Origin of the sequence: Candidatus Caccoplasma merdavium (assembly GCA_018715595.1) — a bacterium.
Taxonomy (GTDB): domain Bacteria; phylum Bacteroidota; class Bacteroidia; order Bacteroidales; family UBA11471; genus Caccoplasma; species Caccoplasma merdavium.
Map to the genome: position 1 here is coordinate 201,207 of DVLI01000026.1, position 17,178 is coordinate 218,384.

The 17,178-nt window shown below is 47.0% G+C and carries 13 protein-coding genes; 6 read left to right on the top strand and 7 right to left on the bottom strand.

The annotated features are described in order from the left end of the window. The first annotated feature begins 2 nt into the window (after positions 1 to 2). Entirely contained in the window at positions 3 to 455 is a 453-nt protein-coding gene (smpB, locus tag IAD09_09405; protein HIT82438.1) for an SsrA-binding protein, read from the top strand. Here the strand turns inward: smpB and IAD09_09410 are convergent. The 4 genes from IAD09_09410 to gyrA all read right to left on the bottom strand — a co-directional run bounded on the left by IAD09_09410 (position 452) and on the right by gyrA (position 6,505). Continuing rightward, positions 452 to 1,651, bottom strand: a complete 1,200-nt coding sequence (locus IAD09_09410) for an SAM-dependent methyltransferase (protein ID HIT82439.1) — start codon at positions 1,649 to 1,651, stop codon at positions 452 to 454. The genes smpB and IAD09_09410 overlap by 4 nt on opposite strands. A 312-nt stretch (positions 1,652 to 1,963) precedes the next feature. Beyond that, positions 1,964 to 2,614 (bottom strand): DedA family protein, encoded by a 651-nt coding sequence (locus IAD09_09415; GenBank protein HIT82440.1) that lies wholly within the window; start codon positions 2,612 to 2,614, stop codon positions 1,964 to 1,966. A gap of 95 nt (positions 2,615 to 2,709) precedes the next feature. Continuing rightward, complete coding sequence (locus tag IAD09_09420; protein ID HIT82441.1) at positions 2,710 to 3,942, bottom strand: tetratricopeptide repeat protein; 1,233 nt, start codon at positions 3,940 to 3,942, stop codon at positions 2,710 to 2,712. Between the two features lie 25 nt (positions 3,943 to 3,967). Beyond that, positions 3,968 to 6,505 (bottom strand): DNA gyrase subunit A, encoded by a 2,538-nt coding sequence (gyrA, locus tag IAD09_09425; protein HIT82442.1) that lies wholly within the window; start codon positions 6,503 to 6,505, stop codon positions 3,968 to 3,970. A gap of 305 nt (positions 6,506 to 6,810) precedes the next feature. On the opposite strand from gyrA, the gene IAD09_09430 reads away from it, so the two are divergent. The 3 genes from IAD09_09430 (at position 6,811) to mgrA (ending at position 12,714) form a co-directional block, all read left to right on the top strand. After that, positions 6,811 to 9,375 (top strand): ATP-dependent Clp protease ATP-binding subunit, encoded by a 2,565-nt coding sequence (locus IAD09_09430; protein HIT82443.1) that lies wholly within the window; start codon positions 6,811 to 6,813, stop codon positions 9,373 to 9,375. A 109-nt stretch (positions 9,376 to 9,484) separates the two neighbouring features. Continuing rightward, positions 9,485 to 11,536, top strand: a complete 2,052-nt coding sequence (htpG, locus tag IAD09_09435) for a molecular chaperone HtpG (protein HIT82444.1) — start codon at positions 9,485 to 9,487, stop codon at positions 11,534 to 11,536. A 176-nt stretch (positions 11,537 to 11,712) separates the two neighbouring features. Next, on the top strand, positions 11,713 to 12,714 hold the full coding sequence (mgrA, locus tag IAD09_09440; protein HIT82445.1) for an L-glyceraldehyde 3-phosphate reductase: 1,002 nt from the start codon (positions 11,713 to 11,715) through the stop codon (positions 12,712 to 12,714). A gap of 88 nt (positions 12,715 to 12,802) precedes the next feature. On the opposite strand, the gene IAD09_09445 is transcribed toward mgrA, so the two are convergent. Both IAD09_09445 and IAD09_09450 read right to left on the bottom strand, forming a co-directional pair. Further along, positions 12,803 to 13,714: a dihydroorotate dehydrogenase gene (locus IAD09_09445; GenBank protein ID HIT82446.1), complete on the bottom strand. Its 912-nt coding sequence runs from the start codon at positions 13,712 to 13,714 to the stop codon at positions 12,803 to 12,805. Then, positions 13,702 to 14,481 carry a dihydroorotate dehydrogenase electron transfer subunit gene (locus IAD09_09450; protein HIT82447.1) on the bottom strand — a complete coding sequence of 260 codons (780 nt, stop codon included), beginning with the start codon at positions 14,479 to 14,481 and terminating at the stop codon, positions 13,702 to 13,704. Before IAD09_09450 ends, IAD09_09445 begins: the two co-directional genes overlap by 13 nt. 194 nt (positions 14,482 to 14,675) lie before the next feature. On the opposite strand from IAD09_09450, the gene IAD09_09455 reads away from it, so the two are divergent. Beyond that, entirely contained in the window at positions 14,676 to 15,500 is an 825-nt protein-coding gene (locus tag IAD09_09455) for an MBL fold metallo-hydrolase (protein HIT82448.1), read from the top strand. A 17-nt stretch (positions 15,501 to 15,517) separates the two neighbouring features. Beyond that, positions 15,518 to 16,018 carry a GNAT family N-acetyltransferase gene (locus tag IAD09_09460; protein ID HIT82449.1) on the top strand — a complete coding sequence of 167 codons (501 nt, stop codon included), beginning with the start codon at positions 15,518 to 15,520 and terminating at the stop codon, positions 16,016 to 16,018. Positions 16,019 to 16,119: 101 nt separating this feature from the next. On the opposite strand, the gene IAD09_09465 is transcribed toward IAD09_09460, so the two are convergent. Then, a complete protein-coding gene (locus tag IAD09_09465) occupies positions 16,120 to 16,632 on the bottom strand; it encodes a helix-turn-helix transcriptional regulator (GenBank protein ID HIT82450.1) in 513 nt (170 codons plus the stop codon). Positions 16,633 to 17,178 lie beyond the last annotated feature (546 nt).

Genomic DNA, 17,178 nt, shown 5'->3' on the forward strand with positions numbered 1-17,178 from the left:
GAATGAAACTTGCACCCATCAATATAAAAAACCGTCGCGCTTCATTTGACTACGACTTGCTCGACACCTACACGGCGGGTATCGTTCTCACCGGAACTGAAATAAAATCGATACGCCTGGGTAAAGCGGGGCTTTCCGACACGTTCTGCTTTTTCAACAATGGAGAATTGTGGGTAAAGAACATGTATATTGCCGAATATTTTTATGGCACCTACAACAACCACTCAACACGTCGTGATCGCAAATTACTGCTGACACACAAAGAGTTGGATAAAATGCAGAAAATCTCAAAAGAGTCGGGATTTTCGATTATTCCCACCCGGTTGTTCATTAATGACCGAGGTTTGGCCAAGTTGGTCGTAGCCGTAGCCAAAGGCAAAAAAATCTATGATAAGCGCGAATCCATAAAAGAACGTGAAGACAAACGCCAAATCGACCGGGCATTCAAACGCTAAAACGGCATCTTTTTCTTGCAATAAATCATTGTCTTTCTGCCATTTATCGTCGTTGCAAAAAGATAGATGTCTCCACCGTCCTTGATAGCGCCAAGTCGACGCACTTCTTCCGCAGCAAGGGGGAAGTTGCGTATCGAAACGTTGGCTTGCGGGTATCGGCTCGCCAAACGCTTCAAAATCTGCTTCGAAAAAGGGACTACCTCTATAATCTCGAATATCCGTCCGGGAAAATCGGCCAGATAACGATCTGCGGTATAAAGATGGGTGTTCACAGCCAACTTATCAAGTCCATACTTCACCGCGACCGACTTAAATGCACCGGCCTTCATTATGGCACTGTTGGGCTCATACAGATAGGTTTTCAACTCAGCATCGGGAGAGGAGGGGAGAAGAGCTTCTTCTTCAAGAGAAAAAGTGAACGTTTGCCAATCTCTTTCTGTCGTTTCATGGGCACAATATATTTGCGGAATTCCTTGATAATAAGGTTCAAACAAGAAAAGAATTTCTTTACATTCGTTCCTTACCGCCACCACATGAATCTGAGATATGTGAGAGAAATCTCTGATTGTCTGTGTTATATCAAGCATAGGCGAAGCTTTGAGCAGGAGAGCGGCATGCTCAGCAAAGACAATAGGAAGTATCTCTGCAACAGACGGTTCACAATCCGCCAAGTTATAGAGGCGTTTATTCCCGACACCACGACGAGCCGGGTCGATATAGTAAAGGGCGTGAGGAGTGTGCGGTTGCGACAAATAGTCCCGGCAATCGATATTCCGTACTTCAATATTCTTTTGCCGTAGTACCTCAAAATTGTGCCGGGCGACATCGCAATAATGGGGAAAACGTTCAATATATGTGAGTCGCGACGCAACAGCAGCCAAATAATATGAGTCAATACCCAAGCCACCCGTGAGATCACATATCGTGTCGAAACGTCCCGAAACCAAATGTTGCTTATAAATCGCCGTGTCTTCGGACGAACACTGTTCGGCAGATAATACCGAAGGAAAAAGTAAAGTTTCGTTTTGGAAAAACAGAGGCAATTTACGGTCCACTTTCTTTCGAACTTCTATTTGATCAATAGCCCAATCAAGCTGTTCGTCGTGTCGACCGGCATACTTCAATCGAAGCCGATGAACATCATCATCTTGATGCTCCTTCACAAAACGCCAAAATTCCTCGGAAAACTTTTCCATCTTTATCCTTCGACTAATGTTATTTTGTTAATTCTCTATATGCTTTTATATATTTCTCAATCGCGCCACATCACAGTTCGTCAGTTCCTTATAACGACGCACAACCATATTATCCGTACGGAGTTTCCATCCTTACATGTGCAAAGATAAAGCTATTCGGTGTAAAACATGCAACATCACACCTTATTGTCTCCATGTATATTTGTCCCATAATCTATATTATGTTAAGTAAAAAAACATAGGGAATACATTAACATATTCCCTATCACTTGATTACCAAAAAAGCATATCATAAGAATGAACCTTATGCTTTTACGCCTCCTTGTTATTGTTCTTCATTTTGGCACGGAGCACTTCTATAATAGCCGGCAACAATGAGACGAAAATAATGGCGACAATCAACACCTTCAAGTTCTGTTGAACAAACGGGAGATCTCCGAAAAAATAACCGACATAACAAAACAATGCAACCCACAAGGCTCCACCAATAATATTGAATGCAATAAAATAGTAATAATGCATCTTACCCATGCCGGCCACAAAAGGTGCAAATGTCCGCACGATGGGCACAAAACGGGCTATGATGATGGTCTTTCCTCCATATTTCTTGTAAAACTCATGTGTTTTGTCAAGATATTGCTGCTTGAATATCTTTGAATTGGGATTGCGGAACAATTTCGCACCCAGAAAACGGCCTATTTCATAATTACAGGAATCCCCCAATACGGCAGCTGCAAAAACGACAAGGGCAAGGATATGAACATTGAGCGGCATATCCGGTTGAGCGGCAATAGCTCCTGCAACAAACAGCAAAGAATCGCCCGGCAAAAATGGGGTTACAACCAAACCTGTTTCACAGAAAATAATCAAAAACAGTATGGCATACGTCCATGTGTGGTAATCTCTCACGATTTCCACCATATATCTGTCGATGTGCAGGACAAAGTCTAATATAAATTCCATTTCAATTTCTTTAATAGCAATAAATAAAGACACACAGCTTATTAGACATTTCGCCATGTGCCTTTATTTCAATTATTCAAGTTTAGGGTTTCAGATCATTTACCTTCAAGAGATTTCAGTTTATCCTCCATTCCAAGTGTATAGTATATACCTTTCAAGGCAAATACGCAATCGGCATTTGTCGGGTCGATTGAGTAAGCCTTTTCGTAATAAGGCAATGCTTTGCGATAAAGCGGGAAAATACGCTCTTCACGGGCTTTTAGATATGCCTTGTCATCTTTGATCTTGTTTATCTCTTGACTTTCCTCATAGGCTTTATTATAATAGATACGGCCCATTTCGCTCCACACATCAGCCAACTGCGGGTTGATTTCAAGAGCTTTCTCAAAACAAGCTATGGCTTCGGCTTCATTAGAAATCTCCTCATAGAGACGGCCTTTTACCTTATAGTATTCGGCACGCGGATTGGCGGCGATAGCTTTGTCGAGATATGCAATAGCCTCATTTATCTGATTCTTTGCAATGTATATGTTAATCATCTGCAACAAAAAGTTCTCAGTATCTTTGTTGATACCCAAGCGTTCAACAGCTTCTTGCGAGATGGCAAACATGTTGGCACTGTCTTTCTGATTTGTATACAACTCATTCAAACATTGGTAAATAGTCATTACATCATAGTCACTTTCCTTGGCGCGGTTGAGAGCCGGAATTGCCAATTCATAGTCTTTTGAGATGTAAGCAGCCAATGCAGCATAATAACGGCCGAAAATATAGGTGCTATCTACGGTACCCGACTCTTCGAGCTGTTTCTGTCGGGCTTCGCTGATACCATATTTCTCAGGAATAAGCAGATAGGTATTCCACATTTCATAGGCTTTCTTATAATCCTGGTTCTTATAGGAAATGACAGCTGCGTCCCAGAAACTCAGATGGCGTTCATGAATACGCTCGATTATCCTCTTGGAGTATTTGGGTGAAACTTTACCCTTTGCATTGGGCAGCGAGTCGAGATAGAGAGCTTGTTGGAGGAAAGCATACTCGTCTTCCAAGGCTTTATACATCGAGGCATCGTCAAACGACTGGTTGGTCACCCTTTTTTTGTCATTTTCAAGGAAAATGGCATCTTCTACCTCGGCCGATACCCACCAAGTGCGGGCATCATTTTGCGTCTCAGGATTTTCTCTTGCCTCTTTGACCAACTGACGAGCTTCTTCATAATTGGGCTTTTCTTGTTTGAGTTCGTTATTTGCCCGCGAAACATTTTTTTTCTGGGCAAACGCCGTACCGCCAACCAAGCAAAGTACAGCGAATAGAAAAATCTTTTTCATCTTTCTGAATTTTAGGTTCGAGTTTTTATTGTATTTCATTTTCTGATTCAGGTGTTGTATCTCCGATCTCATTTATCGGGGTATCGGCCGATTCGGGCATTTCGTCCGTCGTATCGGAAGCGACCTTGCATACCGAAGCAATTTCGTCGTTTCGTTTTTCGAGATTGATGAGGCGAACACCCTGTGTGGCACGCCCCATCACCCGAATATCGGCGACTTTGATGCGCAACGTGATTCCCGACTTGTTGATAATCACCAAATCATTCTCATCGGTTACATTTTTGATGGCTACCAATTTGCCTGTTTTCGGAGTGATATTCAATGTCTTAACGCCCTTTCCGCCTCGGTTGGTGATGCGATAGTCCTCTATTTCCGAGCGTTTACCATAACCTTGCTCCGACACGACCATGATAGTTTCGGTTTCGGGATCGTTCACACAAATCATTCCTACCACTTCGTCGTTGACATTCTCGTCGAGAGTCATACCTTTCACACCGGTTGCCGTACGCCCCATTTCACGCACAGTCGTTTCGTGGAAACGAATGGCGCGACCTTCGCGATTGGCCATGATGATTTCGCTGTTTCCGGTCGTCAGACGCACTTGTATCACCTGGTCATCTTCGCGAATGGTAATGGCATTCACACCATTGGTCCGCGGGCGTGAATATGCTTCGAGGCGAGTCTTCTTTATCACGCCTTTTTTGGTACAGAAAATCAGATTGTGTGTCAAGTTGTATTCCGGGTCTTGTAATTTCTTCACCCGAATAAATGCATTGACCTTATCATCGGCATCGATGTTGAGCAAATTCTGTATCGCTCTGCCTTTTGAGTTCTTCGCCCCTTCGGGAATTTCATACACTTTAAGCCAGAAACATTTTCCTTTTTGGGTAAAGAACAACATGTAATTGTGCATCGAGGCCGGATAGATGTATTCGATGAAGTCTTCATCTCGCGTATCACTGCCTTTGGCTCCTACTCCGCCCCGATTTTGGGCACGGAACTCCGATAGCGGCGTACGCTTGATATATCCGAGGTGCGAAATGGTAATAATCATTTCGTCATCAGCATAAAAATCTTCGGCATTGAACTCCTCCGAGGAATATATGATTTGCGTCTTACGCTCATCACCATATTTATCTCTGATTTCGATGAGCTCATCTTTGATAACTTGCACACAAACAGCATCTTCCGAAAGTATTTTGTGGAAGAAATCGATTTGTCTCATGAGAGCATCATACTCCTCATGCAACTTGTCTTGCATGAGACCCGTGATTTGACGCAAACGCATATCGACAATGGCCGATGCCTGTATTTCCGAGAGCGAGAAACGCTCCATCAAACGAGTGCGAGCGACCTCAGGTGTTTGAGACGTTTTTATGATTTGTACAATCTCATCGATATGGTCGCAGGCAATTATAAGACCTTCGAGAATATGGGCTCTCTCTTCGGCCTTTCTCAACTCATAACGGGTGCGGCGTATAACCACCTCATGACGATGGTTATAGAACTCCTCGATAAGCTGTTTCAGGTTGAGCGTGACGGGACGGCCTTTGAGCAATGCGATGTTGTTTACACTGAACGACGACTGCAATGCGGTGAGTTTATACAATTTGTTGAGAACGACACTCGAATTGGCGTCTTTCTTGATGTCTACCACAATGCGCATGCCCGAACGGTCGGATTCATCATTGACATTGGATATGCCATCGATGCGCTTATCGACAACAAGTTCTGCAATACTTTTGATAAGGTCGGCCTTATTTACGCCATAGGGGATTTCCGATATGATGATCTTTTCTCGGTTTCCTTCGGTTTCAATCTCGGCCTTGGCGCGAATGACAATGCGTCCGCGGCCGGTCTCATAGGCTTCCTTGACACCATTATATCCATATATATAGCCTCCGGTCGGGAAGTCTGGCGCTTTGATATGCTGCATCAACTCCTCGATGGTAATATCGCGGTTGTCGATAAAAGCGATTATCGCATTGATGGTTTCGGTAAGGTTGTGAGGCGGCATATTGGTAGCCATACCCACGGCAATACCCGATGCGCCGTTTACCAGCAGGTTGGGAATGCGGGTCGGCAATACCACGGGCTCATCGAGGGTGTCGTCGAAGTTTTTCTGAAAATCGACAGTCTCCTTGTCGATGTCACGCAACATTTCTTCGGCAATGCGCGAGAGACGGGCTTCGGTATAACGCATGGCAGCAGGGCTGTCGCCGTCGATAGAGCCATAGTTTCCCTGGCCGTCGACAAGCGGATAGCGCAACGACCAATCTTGTCCCATGCGCACCATGGCAAAATAGACCGACGAGTCTCCGTGCGGGTGATACTTACCCAACACTTCACCCACGATTCTTGCCGATTTTTTATAAGGTTTATTCGATGTATTTCCCAGTTCATTCATACCGAAAAGAACCCGACGATGCACGGGTTTGAATCCGTCCCGGACATCAGGCAATGCCCTTGCCACAATGACCGACATCGAATAATCGATGTAGGATTGTTTCATCTCTTTTTCGATATCAATTTTCAAAATTCTATCATCTTGTTCTGTCGCCATGTATTCGAATTTTTATCTTTTTTGAGTGATGTAAAAAACAGCACTAAGATACAACTTTCTTCCCGATTAGAAAAATTTTTCACTCATAAAAACTTTTTCTCCCACTTTGCCCAACTTCTGTTAACAAGATTTTTCAAAACGGGTCTTTCCCCACCCCATTTCCATCTGTCAAAACGGCAGGAAGAAGGCGGCACGACCCATCGTTCTGCAAATCGGCACACAATTTGCAGGGAAAGAATAAGATTGCTTATATACGCGCCGAAAGTTGTATATTTGCAGCGGCTAAAACATAAATAACCGATTTTATGGAAAGAAACTTTTCACAACGAGTGCGTAATGTCTTGGGATACAGCCGGGAAGAAGCTGAACGCCTGCACACCCCCATTATCGGACCTGAACACTTGTTGTTAGGCATACTGAGAGACGGCACCGGCAAGGCCGTCGAGGCATTGCGTTACTTGGGCATACAACCCGAGCGATTGAAAACTGCCGTCGAGGAATTGCTCCTCTCTCACCCCTGCGACACTCCGGCCGAAGCCTCCCCTTCGCAAGAAACCGCCGTAGCCAAAAGCACCGATAAAATACTGAAAATGAGTTTGCTCGAATCGAGGCTGTTAAAAAACCCCATCACCGACACCGAGCATCTTTTACTGGCCATATTGCGTGACCCGTCCTCGATTGCATGTCAGGCATTAAATGCCCAAGAAATATCCTATCAGAGCGTGCTGGATTATGTAAAGACAGGCACCTCCCGTCCGGCCGACAGTTACGACAACCAGGCCGACAGCGCGACTCCTTCGATGGGGCCCGAGTTTGCGGACGAAGACGACGATGAAGTCGAAAACGACGGTCCGTTCTCCAAGAAAAAAGAGAACAAGACCTCGACCATGCAAGCCAAGGACAGCGGCAGCAACACGCCCGTGCTCGACAACTTCGGCATCGACATGACAAAAGCCGCCGAAGAAAACCGGCTCGACCCGGTCGTTGGCAGAGAAAAGGAAATCGAGCGGTTGGCTCAGATACTCAGCCGTCGTAAAAAGAATAATCCGGTTCTCATCGGAGACCCCGGCGTCGGCAAGTCGGCCATCGTTGAAGGCTTGGCCCTGCGCATCGTGCAAAGGAAAGTGTCACGGGTCTTGTTCGACAAGCGGGTTGTTTCCCTCGACATGGCGTCGATTGTAGCCGGCACCAAATACCGGGGGCAATTTGAAGAACGCATCAAAGCCATACTCAACGAATTGGCCAAGAACCCCAATATCATTCTCTTTATCGACGAGATACACACCATCGTGGGAGCCGGTGGCGCTACCGGCACACTCGATGCCGCCAACATGTTGAAACCGGCCCTGGCCCGTGGAGAGATACAATGCGTCGGAGCCACGACCCTCGACGAATACCGCAAGAGCATCGAAAAAGACGGAGCCCTCGAACGCCGGTTCCAAAAAATCATGGTTGCCCCCACATCGCCCGATGAGACGTTGCAGATATTGAAAAACATCAAGGAGCGATATGAAGACCACCACAACGTCACCTACACTCCCGAAGCCCTTGAAGCCTGCGTAAAACTCACCGAGCGATACATCAGCGACCGGAACTTCCCCGATAAAGCCATCGATGCCCTCGACGAAGCCGGTTCGCGAGTGCACATCGCCCACATCGTAGTGCCCCGCCGCATCGAAGAACTCGAAGGGCAAATTGAAGATACCCGCAAAGAGAAAATCGAGGCCGTGAAATCTCAGAACTTCGAGCTGGCCGCCAATTTCAGGGACAAAGAGAAATCGTTGATGAACGAGCTCGAAGAGGAAAAACGTCGCTGGGAGGAGTCGTCACAAGAACAACGCGAAGTTGTCGACGCCGAAGAAATCGCCGCGACAGTGGCCTTGATGTCGGGCGTTCCCGTACAACGTGTCGCCGCGTCGGAAAGCAAAAAGCTCTTGGAGATGGGCAACGAACTCAAAAACATCATCATCGGGCAAGACTCGGCCGTCGACAAAATCGTAAAAGCCATACGCCGCAACAGGGTCGGGCTGAAAGACCCCAACCGACCCATCGGCACCTTCATGTTCTTAGGCCCGACAGGTGTCGGAAAAACCTATTTGGCCAAGAAACTGGCCGAATACCTGTTCGACTCGCCCGATGCCCTCATACGGGTCGACATGAGCGAATACATGGAAAAATTCACCGTGTCACGGTTGGTCGGTGCACCTCCGGGATATGTGGGATATGAAGAGGGCGGACAACTGACCGAAAAGGTGCGCCGCAAACCCTACTCGGTCGTACTGCTCGATGAGCTCGAAAAAGCTCACCCCGATGTCTTCAACCTCTTGCTGCAAATCATGGACGAAGGTCATATTACCGACAGCCTGGGTCGCAAAGTCGACTTTAAGAATACCATCATCATCATGACCTCCAACGTGGGAACCCGCCAACTCAAAGATTTCGGACGCGGTATCGGATTCGACACCGGTGCGGTAAGCGACAAAGAACTCTCCCGGTCGGTTATTCAAAAATCGCTCAACAAGGCATTTTCGCCCGAGTTCCTGAACCGTATCGACGACATCATTACATTCGACCAGCTCAACAAGGAGTCGATATTCCGCATCATCGACATCGAGCTCAAAGGATTCTATGACCGCATCGCCGCCTTGGGATACCACATCGAGCTCTCCGATGCAGCCAAAAACTTTGTCGCAGAGAAAGGATATGACATACAATTCGGTGCCCGACCGTTGAAACGAGCCATACAAAACCATCTCGAAGACGAGGTCGCCGAAATCATACTCCGCAGCGAAAACAAAAACGGCGGCACCATCAGTCTCGACTATGACGCCGAGCAGAAAAAAATCGTTGCCACACTGCAAGAAAACTAAAAAGCGGCTGACAAAACAAGCCGATAAACAAGTCAAAATGTCAGACCTTCGGGTTTGGCATTTTTTTTGTTTTCACCCCGGCAGAACATAACAAATAAACATAAAAACCATGCAAAAAGGATCTATTGGGGTAACAACCGATAACATATTCCCCGTTATCAAGAAATTCCTGTACAGCGATCATGAAATCTTCCTGAGAGAATTGGTTTCGAATGCTGTCGACGCCACCCAAAAACTGAAAACCTTGGCCGCCGTAGGCGATTTCAAGGGTGAATTGGGTAACATGAACGTCGAAGTCTCCGTCGACAAAAATGCCGGCACGCTCACCGTTTCAGACCACGGCATCGGTATGACCGCCGAAGAAATCGAGAAATACATCAATCAAATCGCCTTCTCGGGGGCCGAGGAGTTCCTCGAAAAATATAAAAACGACGCCAATGCCATCATCGGACATTTCGGACTGGGATTCTACTCCTCTTTCATGGTGTCGAAAAAGGTGGAAATACGCACCCGCTCCTATCAAGAAGGCGCTCAGGCCGTAATGTGGACTTGCGACGGTTCGCCCGAGTACACGATGGAAAACATCGACAAACCTGAACGCGGTACCGATATTGTGCTCTACATCGACGACGAAAACAAGAATTTCCTCGAAGCGGGAGAAATCGAGACTTTGCTCAAAAAGTACTGCCGTTTCTTGCCCATTCCCGTCGTATTCGGTAAAGAACAAGAATGGAAAGACGGCAAGTATGTCGATACCGACAAGGACAAAGTCATCAACGACACCACCCCGGCATGGACCAAGAAACCGACCGACCTTACCGACGAAGACTATCGCAAATTCTACCATGAGCTGTACCCCACCATGGACGAGCCGCTCTTCTGGATACACCTTAACGTCGATTATCCTTTCAAGCTGACGGGTATTCTCTACTTTCCCAAAATCAGGAACAATTTCGACGTCAACAAAAACCGCATACAACTCTATTGCAATCAGGTCTTTGTCACCGATTCGGTCGAAGGCATCGTGCCCGACTTCCTCATGCTGTTGCAGGGAGTCATCGATTCGCCCGATATTCCGCTGAATGTCTCCCGTTCATACCTGCAAAGCGACTCAAACGTCAAGAAAATATCGACCTACATCACCAAGAAAGTGGCCGACCGTCTGCAAGAAATCTTCAACAACGACCGCAAACAATTCGAAGAAAAGTGGGACGACATCAAACTCTTCATCGAATACGGCATGCTTTCCGATGAGAAATTCTATGAGAAAGCCCAAAAATTCGCGTTGCTCAAAGACACCGACGACAAATATTACACCTTCGACGAATACAAAACGCTGATAGAAGCCGAACAGACCGACAAAGACAAGATGCTCATATACATCTATGCCACCGACCGCATCGCCCAGTACAACTACATCGAAGCGGCCAAGAACAAAGGATACAGCGTGTTGTTGATGGACGGACAACTCGACGTTCACTTTATCGGCATGCTCGAACAGAAATTCGAAAAAAGCCGTTTTGTACGCGTCGACAGCGACATTGTCGAAAACCTCGTACGCAAGGAAGAGAAGGCCGAAGTCGCACTCTCGCCGGCACAACGCGACATGATGACCACAGTCTTCAAATCACAGATTCCGACAGTCGAAAAAGCCGAATTCATGGTCATGTTCGAGGCCATCGGCGAAACAGCACAACCCATCGTCATCACGCAAAACGAGTTTATGCGCCGTATGAAAGATATGTCGGCCATGCAACCGGGCATGAGTTTCTATGGAGACATGCCCGACAGCTACAACCTCATTGTCAACACGCAACACCCGTTGACCCAACGTGTCTTGACCGAGGCCGAAGCGGCTTGCAATGCCGAAGTCACACCCTTGCGCAGCCAAATCGACTCGTTGAACGACGAAATATCCAAGTGGCAAGAAGCCAACAAAAACAAGAAAAGCGACGAAATACCCACCGAGGAGAAAGACAACCTCAAAAACAAAGAAGACCAGGTGGCTGCCTTGCGCCGTCAGGAAAATGACCTGCTCAGCAACTATGCCGCACAAAACAAATTGGTTCGCCAACTGGTCGACTTGGCACTCCTCTCCAACAATATGCTCAAAGGCGAAGCCCTCAGTCGCTTTGTAAAACGCTCAGTAGAGTTGCTCTAAAATCTCCATAATAATCTAAAATCGGAAAGCTGTTCCCTCCCGGGGAACAGCTTTTTTAATTGTCTGACATAAGTATAAAGCCAAAAAATCATTTCCCTTCACCCAAAAAGGATTCAAAAAAAGAAGACTGTCGGCAAACACTTTGTTATATTTGCAAATAGAAAAAAATACCTATTATGGCAGAAGAATCCTATATCGCCGATACCCATCGGTACGAAACCATGAATTACCGCCGTTGCGGACGCAGCGGTCTGTTGCTACCGGCTCTGTCGCTCGGCTTGTGGCACAACTTCGGCAGTGTCGACGACTATGCGACATACAGCCGCATCGCCCTGACAGCCTTTGACAACGGTATCACCCACTTCGACCTGGCCAACAACTACGGGCCGGTGTACGGGTCGGCCGAGACCAATTTTGGCCGCATCTTGAAACAATCGCTGGGAGCCTACCGCGACGAACTGATTATATCGACCAAGGCCGGATATGACATGTGGCCGGGACCGTACGGAAACTGGGGCAGCCGCAAATATCTCATGGCCAGTCTCGACCAAAGCCTCAAACGCATGGGACTCGAATATGTCGACATATTCTATTCACACCGTCCCGACCCCGAGACCCCCATCGAAGAAACCATGGAGGCTCTCTCCGACATCGTAAGGCAAGGCAAAGCCCTCTATGTAGGTATTTCCAACTACAAACCCGAGCAAACACGACGGGCCATCGCCATTCTTCGTGAAAATCACACGCCGTGCCTCATACATCAGGCTCGATATTCCATGTTCGACCGCTGGGTGGAACCCGAGCTCCTGTCGCTCCTGCAAGAAGAAGGCGTGGGTCTTATTGCATTCTCGCCGCTGGCCCAAGGTCTGCTGACCAACCGTTATCTGCACGGAATCCCCGACGACTCCCGTGCAGCCCGTCCCACGGGACATCTGAAACGGGAAGCCATCACACCCGAACGTATGTCTCAAATAAATCGGCTCAACGACATAGCCTCCCAACGGGGACAGACATTGGCCGAGATGGCACTGGCTTGGCTGTTGCGCGACAATCGTGTCACATCGGTTTTGATTGGAGCCAGTTCGGTCGAGCAGTTGAAAGACAACCTTCGCGCGCAGGAAAATACCATCTTCACAGATGAAGAGCTGAAAAATATCGGGACAATAATAAACGAATAAGCAACTAAACAACAAATATTTACATCATCAAAAAAATGGGGAGAAAACGATTTTGTTTTCTCCCCATTTTGCTTATTTGATTGAATTTCTACACTTTCAGCGCCCCGATGATTTCGTCGACCGAACGACAGCCGTGCCGGTCGAGATAGTTATCAATGCCATCGATGACTTTAAGGGTCACTTGCGGGTCGATGAAATTGGCGGTACCAATTTCTATTGCCCGAGCCCCGGCCAAAAGGAATTCTACGGCGTCGGTAGCGTTCATGATACCCCCCAGTCCCACAATGGGAATCTGCACAGTGTGGAATACCTGCCACACCATGCGCAATGCGATGGGCTTAACACAAGGTCCCGACAATCCGCCCGTAACGGTCGAAACAACCGGGCGTTGCCTTTCGGCATCGATGGCCATGCCCAACACCGTATTGATGAGTGACACGGCATCGGCACCTTCGGCCTCGACAGCGCGAGCGATTTCAGTAATATCGGTGACATTAGGCGACAATTTCACGATAAGCGTACCCGGATAGGCGGCACGCACGGCTTTGACAACCGATGCGGCGCTTTGGCAAGAAGTTCCAAATGCCATGCCGCCCTCTTTTACGTTCGGACATGAGATATTCAACTCTATGGCCTCAATCTTCGACAACGAGGCCAACCGACGAGCCGTCTCGGCATAATCACCGATGGTCGAACCCGAAACATTGACCAAAATCTGGGTATCGATGTCTTTTATTTGCGGATAGATGTGCTCGATGAAATAATCTACGCCCTTATTTTGCAAACCCACGGCATTGATCATACCCGAGGGTGTCTCGGCCATGCGCGGATAGGGATTTCCTTCCCGGGGCTTCAATGTGGTTCCCTTGACAATAATCCCACCTAAACGCGACAAATCGATAAAATCGGCAAATTCCAATCCATAACCGAATGTGCCCGACGCTGTCATAACGGGATTTTTCATCGACAGCCGTCCGATGTTTACGCTCAAATCTGCCATAACAATTTCTCTATATTAAATACCGGACCTTCTTTACAAACACATACATGCCCCTCGACCGTATTCTCGACACAACAGAGGCAGGCACCGACCCCGCAAGCCATTGTATTTTCGAGCGAGACCTCGCACACGATACCTTGTTCCCGAGCATATCGGGCAACGGCCACCATCATGGGTTTGGGGCCACAGGTATAGATGCGGTCGAAGTGTTCACGTTGCAACAGCGAATGTTGTGTGACATACCCCATTTCCCCGCAAGAACCGTCTTCTGTGGTAATATCGACCGGACCCAGGGTTTCAAAATGCTCTTTCTGCAAAATATCTTGTGCCGAACGGGCTCCCAGCAAGAAATGAGGTTGCACGTCCTTGGCTTTCAACCAATCGCCCAAATAGAGCATCGGTGCTGTTCCCACACCGCCGCCAACAAGCAGCACTTTCTCGCCTGATTTCGGAGCTGAAAATCCATTACCCAGCGGCAGTACGGCGTTCAACGTATCCCCCGGTTCCAGCGTGGCCAACATGCGCGTTCCGTCGCCAACAAGTTGTATGAGAAACCATACCTCGTTCTTCCCGGTATCGACATAGTTGATCGATATGGGGCGACGCAAAAATGTCGTGGCGGAGCCATCGACACGCAATTCGGCAAATTGGCCGGGCAACATTTCGGGCAACGGCGCACCATCGGGAGTCGTTGCTTTCAATAGCACATAATGCGCATGCAACGCCTGATTCTCGGTCACCCGCAAATCCAATACATATTTTTTCATGATGCAATATCTCAGTTCTGAGGACAAAGATAAGAGAAATTAACGCAATATAAAACTATGGTTCGACCTTTTTTGAGGAGAATACCCGGGTTAAGACAAAAGCCCAAATATTGTAAAACGAGTTCCGTTTTGTAATAAAAATTTGGAGAACCATTCCATTTTTGGTAAACTTGACAAATTCAAAACTTTATCCCATGAAAAACATACGATTTTATGCAGCTCTTTTGCTCTCTGCGGCATTTTCTGTTGCCTGCACCGACACGTCGTCCAATCAATCGGTCGGAAATGTTTCCCAACAGGAACACATCACCCTCGGCCACATCGAAGCAACGGCCATACAAGATAATGCCACTCCGCATTTCATGCCCGTCACCCTTTTCCCCGATGCCGGAGACAGCCTTATCTCGGCACTGGACCTGAACGACGGAATCCCCTCGTCGATGAGCGCTTTCTGGGTTACGAACGACTCCATTTCGATTCTTTTCGATACCGGCATGGGAGGCCCTCAAAGCCAACTGCTGCCCCGCCTGAAAAGCCTCGGAATATCGCCCGAAGAGGTTGAATACATCTATCTGACCCATTTCCACGGAGACCACATCGGTGGATTGATGCGCGGCGACACGATTGTTTTCCCCAACGCCCAACTGTATGCCTCGAAAGTCGAGTATGAAGCATGGCTCGATATGGAAGCGGGCAACGGCCCGGCCACAAAGGCCATGAATGCCTACAACGACCGCCTGCATCTGTTTGCATTTGGCGATACACTGCCCGGAGAGGTCATCGCTCTCTCCGCCATTGGCCACACACCGGGACATACCGTTTATCGCATCGGTGACCTGCTCATTGTCGGAGACATCATTCATGGCGCAGCCTTGCAGATACCGCACCCCGAAGTGTGTGCGACATACGACATGGACAAGGAAGAGGCCATAAAAACACGTCGTTACTACCTCGATTACGCCCAGAAAAACCAACTCACGATGGCCGGAATGCATTTCCCGGCACCGGGATTTAAATAATCAGACGATTTCTCTCAATGAATCATCATCGTTTTCCTGTAAATATCAGACCCATCAAACCCGAGGAAATCACTCTGTTGAGTGATTTCCTCTATGAAGCCATCGACCAACCCGCCGGCCAACCCTTATTACCACGAACCATCATACAGCACCCGTCACTGTGGTGTTATATCGAATCATTCGGGGCGCGCGAAGGCGACGCATGCCTGGTTGCCGAAAGCGACACACTCGTTGTCGGGGCTATATGGGTGAGATACATGCATGGGTGTGGATATGTCGACGACGATACGCCCGAAATATCCTTGTCGCTATACCCGGCCTATCGTAACAATGGTATCGGCAGCCAACTTCTGAACAGCATGCTCGATTTATTAAAAAACAATGGGGTAAAAAAAGTTTCTCTGTCGGTCAGCCGCACAAATCGGGCCGTCTCCTTATACAAACGCTTCGGTTTCGAAATTATTGACAGGGATAGAGTCCTTACAACCACCGACTACCTCATGCAGCGCTACCTCTGAGAGGGACACCAAACAAAATCAATCGCACGTCACAGCCATTTGGGGAAGGGTCAGCGGCAAAACGGATTCTGCCCCAAGGAAACACGAATTGCGCCAAAAACCTATTTCGCACTGTCGAGAGAATAGGTCTCAAACGTGTTATCGGAATAGAATACCATGATTTTTACGACACGACGGTTTTCTACCCCAGAATCCTCTGACGGTTGCACATTGATATTTTTAGGCATATAATCCTTGTTTTCAGAAAATAAAGAGCGGTTTTTGGGGGTATCAGAGGCAAAATCCCTGGCATATTCCGTCTCGACCTGAGCATCTGCCCGTTTTGTCTCATTCTCGGGCTGGTAAATCTTGTCTAATGACGATGTAGGCTGTGCCGACTTGAATGCCTCACCGCTTCCTATCATGAGCCATTCGAGCGAAATGGTCGGGTAGGCATCATGTATTTTCATGATTAACTCCTTGCTGACCCCGTTCGGCCCGTTGAGGCATTGAGACAATGTAGACCGATTGGTCTGTATCTTCTGTGCAAACATGGCATCGTTGAGTTGATAGTAACGTATCAACCATTTAATGCGCTCCTTCAAATCCTTATCTCGCAACTCGATTTCGTCCATTTTTTGATGTTTATAAAAATAAATCCATAAAGATTTTATAAGTTCACAAAGATATACAATTCAATTTATATTTCAAAATTCACTTTTACAAACACAATGGGCATAATCATAAATTCAACTCTATAAACAACGCGCAATATAGTTGATTTATCACTTTACATAAAATATCCATAATGTTCATCATTAGAACATTATAAAACAATATATAATCATGAATACCGGCAATTTTTGAAAATCGGAGCAATCGAACAGCCTCCTCTCCCATTTTATTAAAACTGTACTTTATCAAATATTTTAAACAGACTCGTTTTCAGCAAATTTACAATGAAATACAACTTCTCATCTGCTCCTTATAAAACACCCTGCAACAAAAGATATGATTCTGTACACAACGATAAAATATTTATGGACAAACGCAGAAAATTCATATAGACATCGCGAAATGTCCATTATATTGAACAATTAAGCGTTTATGAATATGAGATTTGTTTGTATATAGGAACATATGCGAATCATAAAAACTATGGATTTTGATTTAATAATATT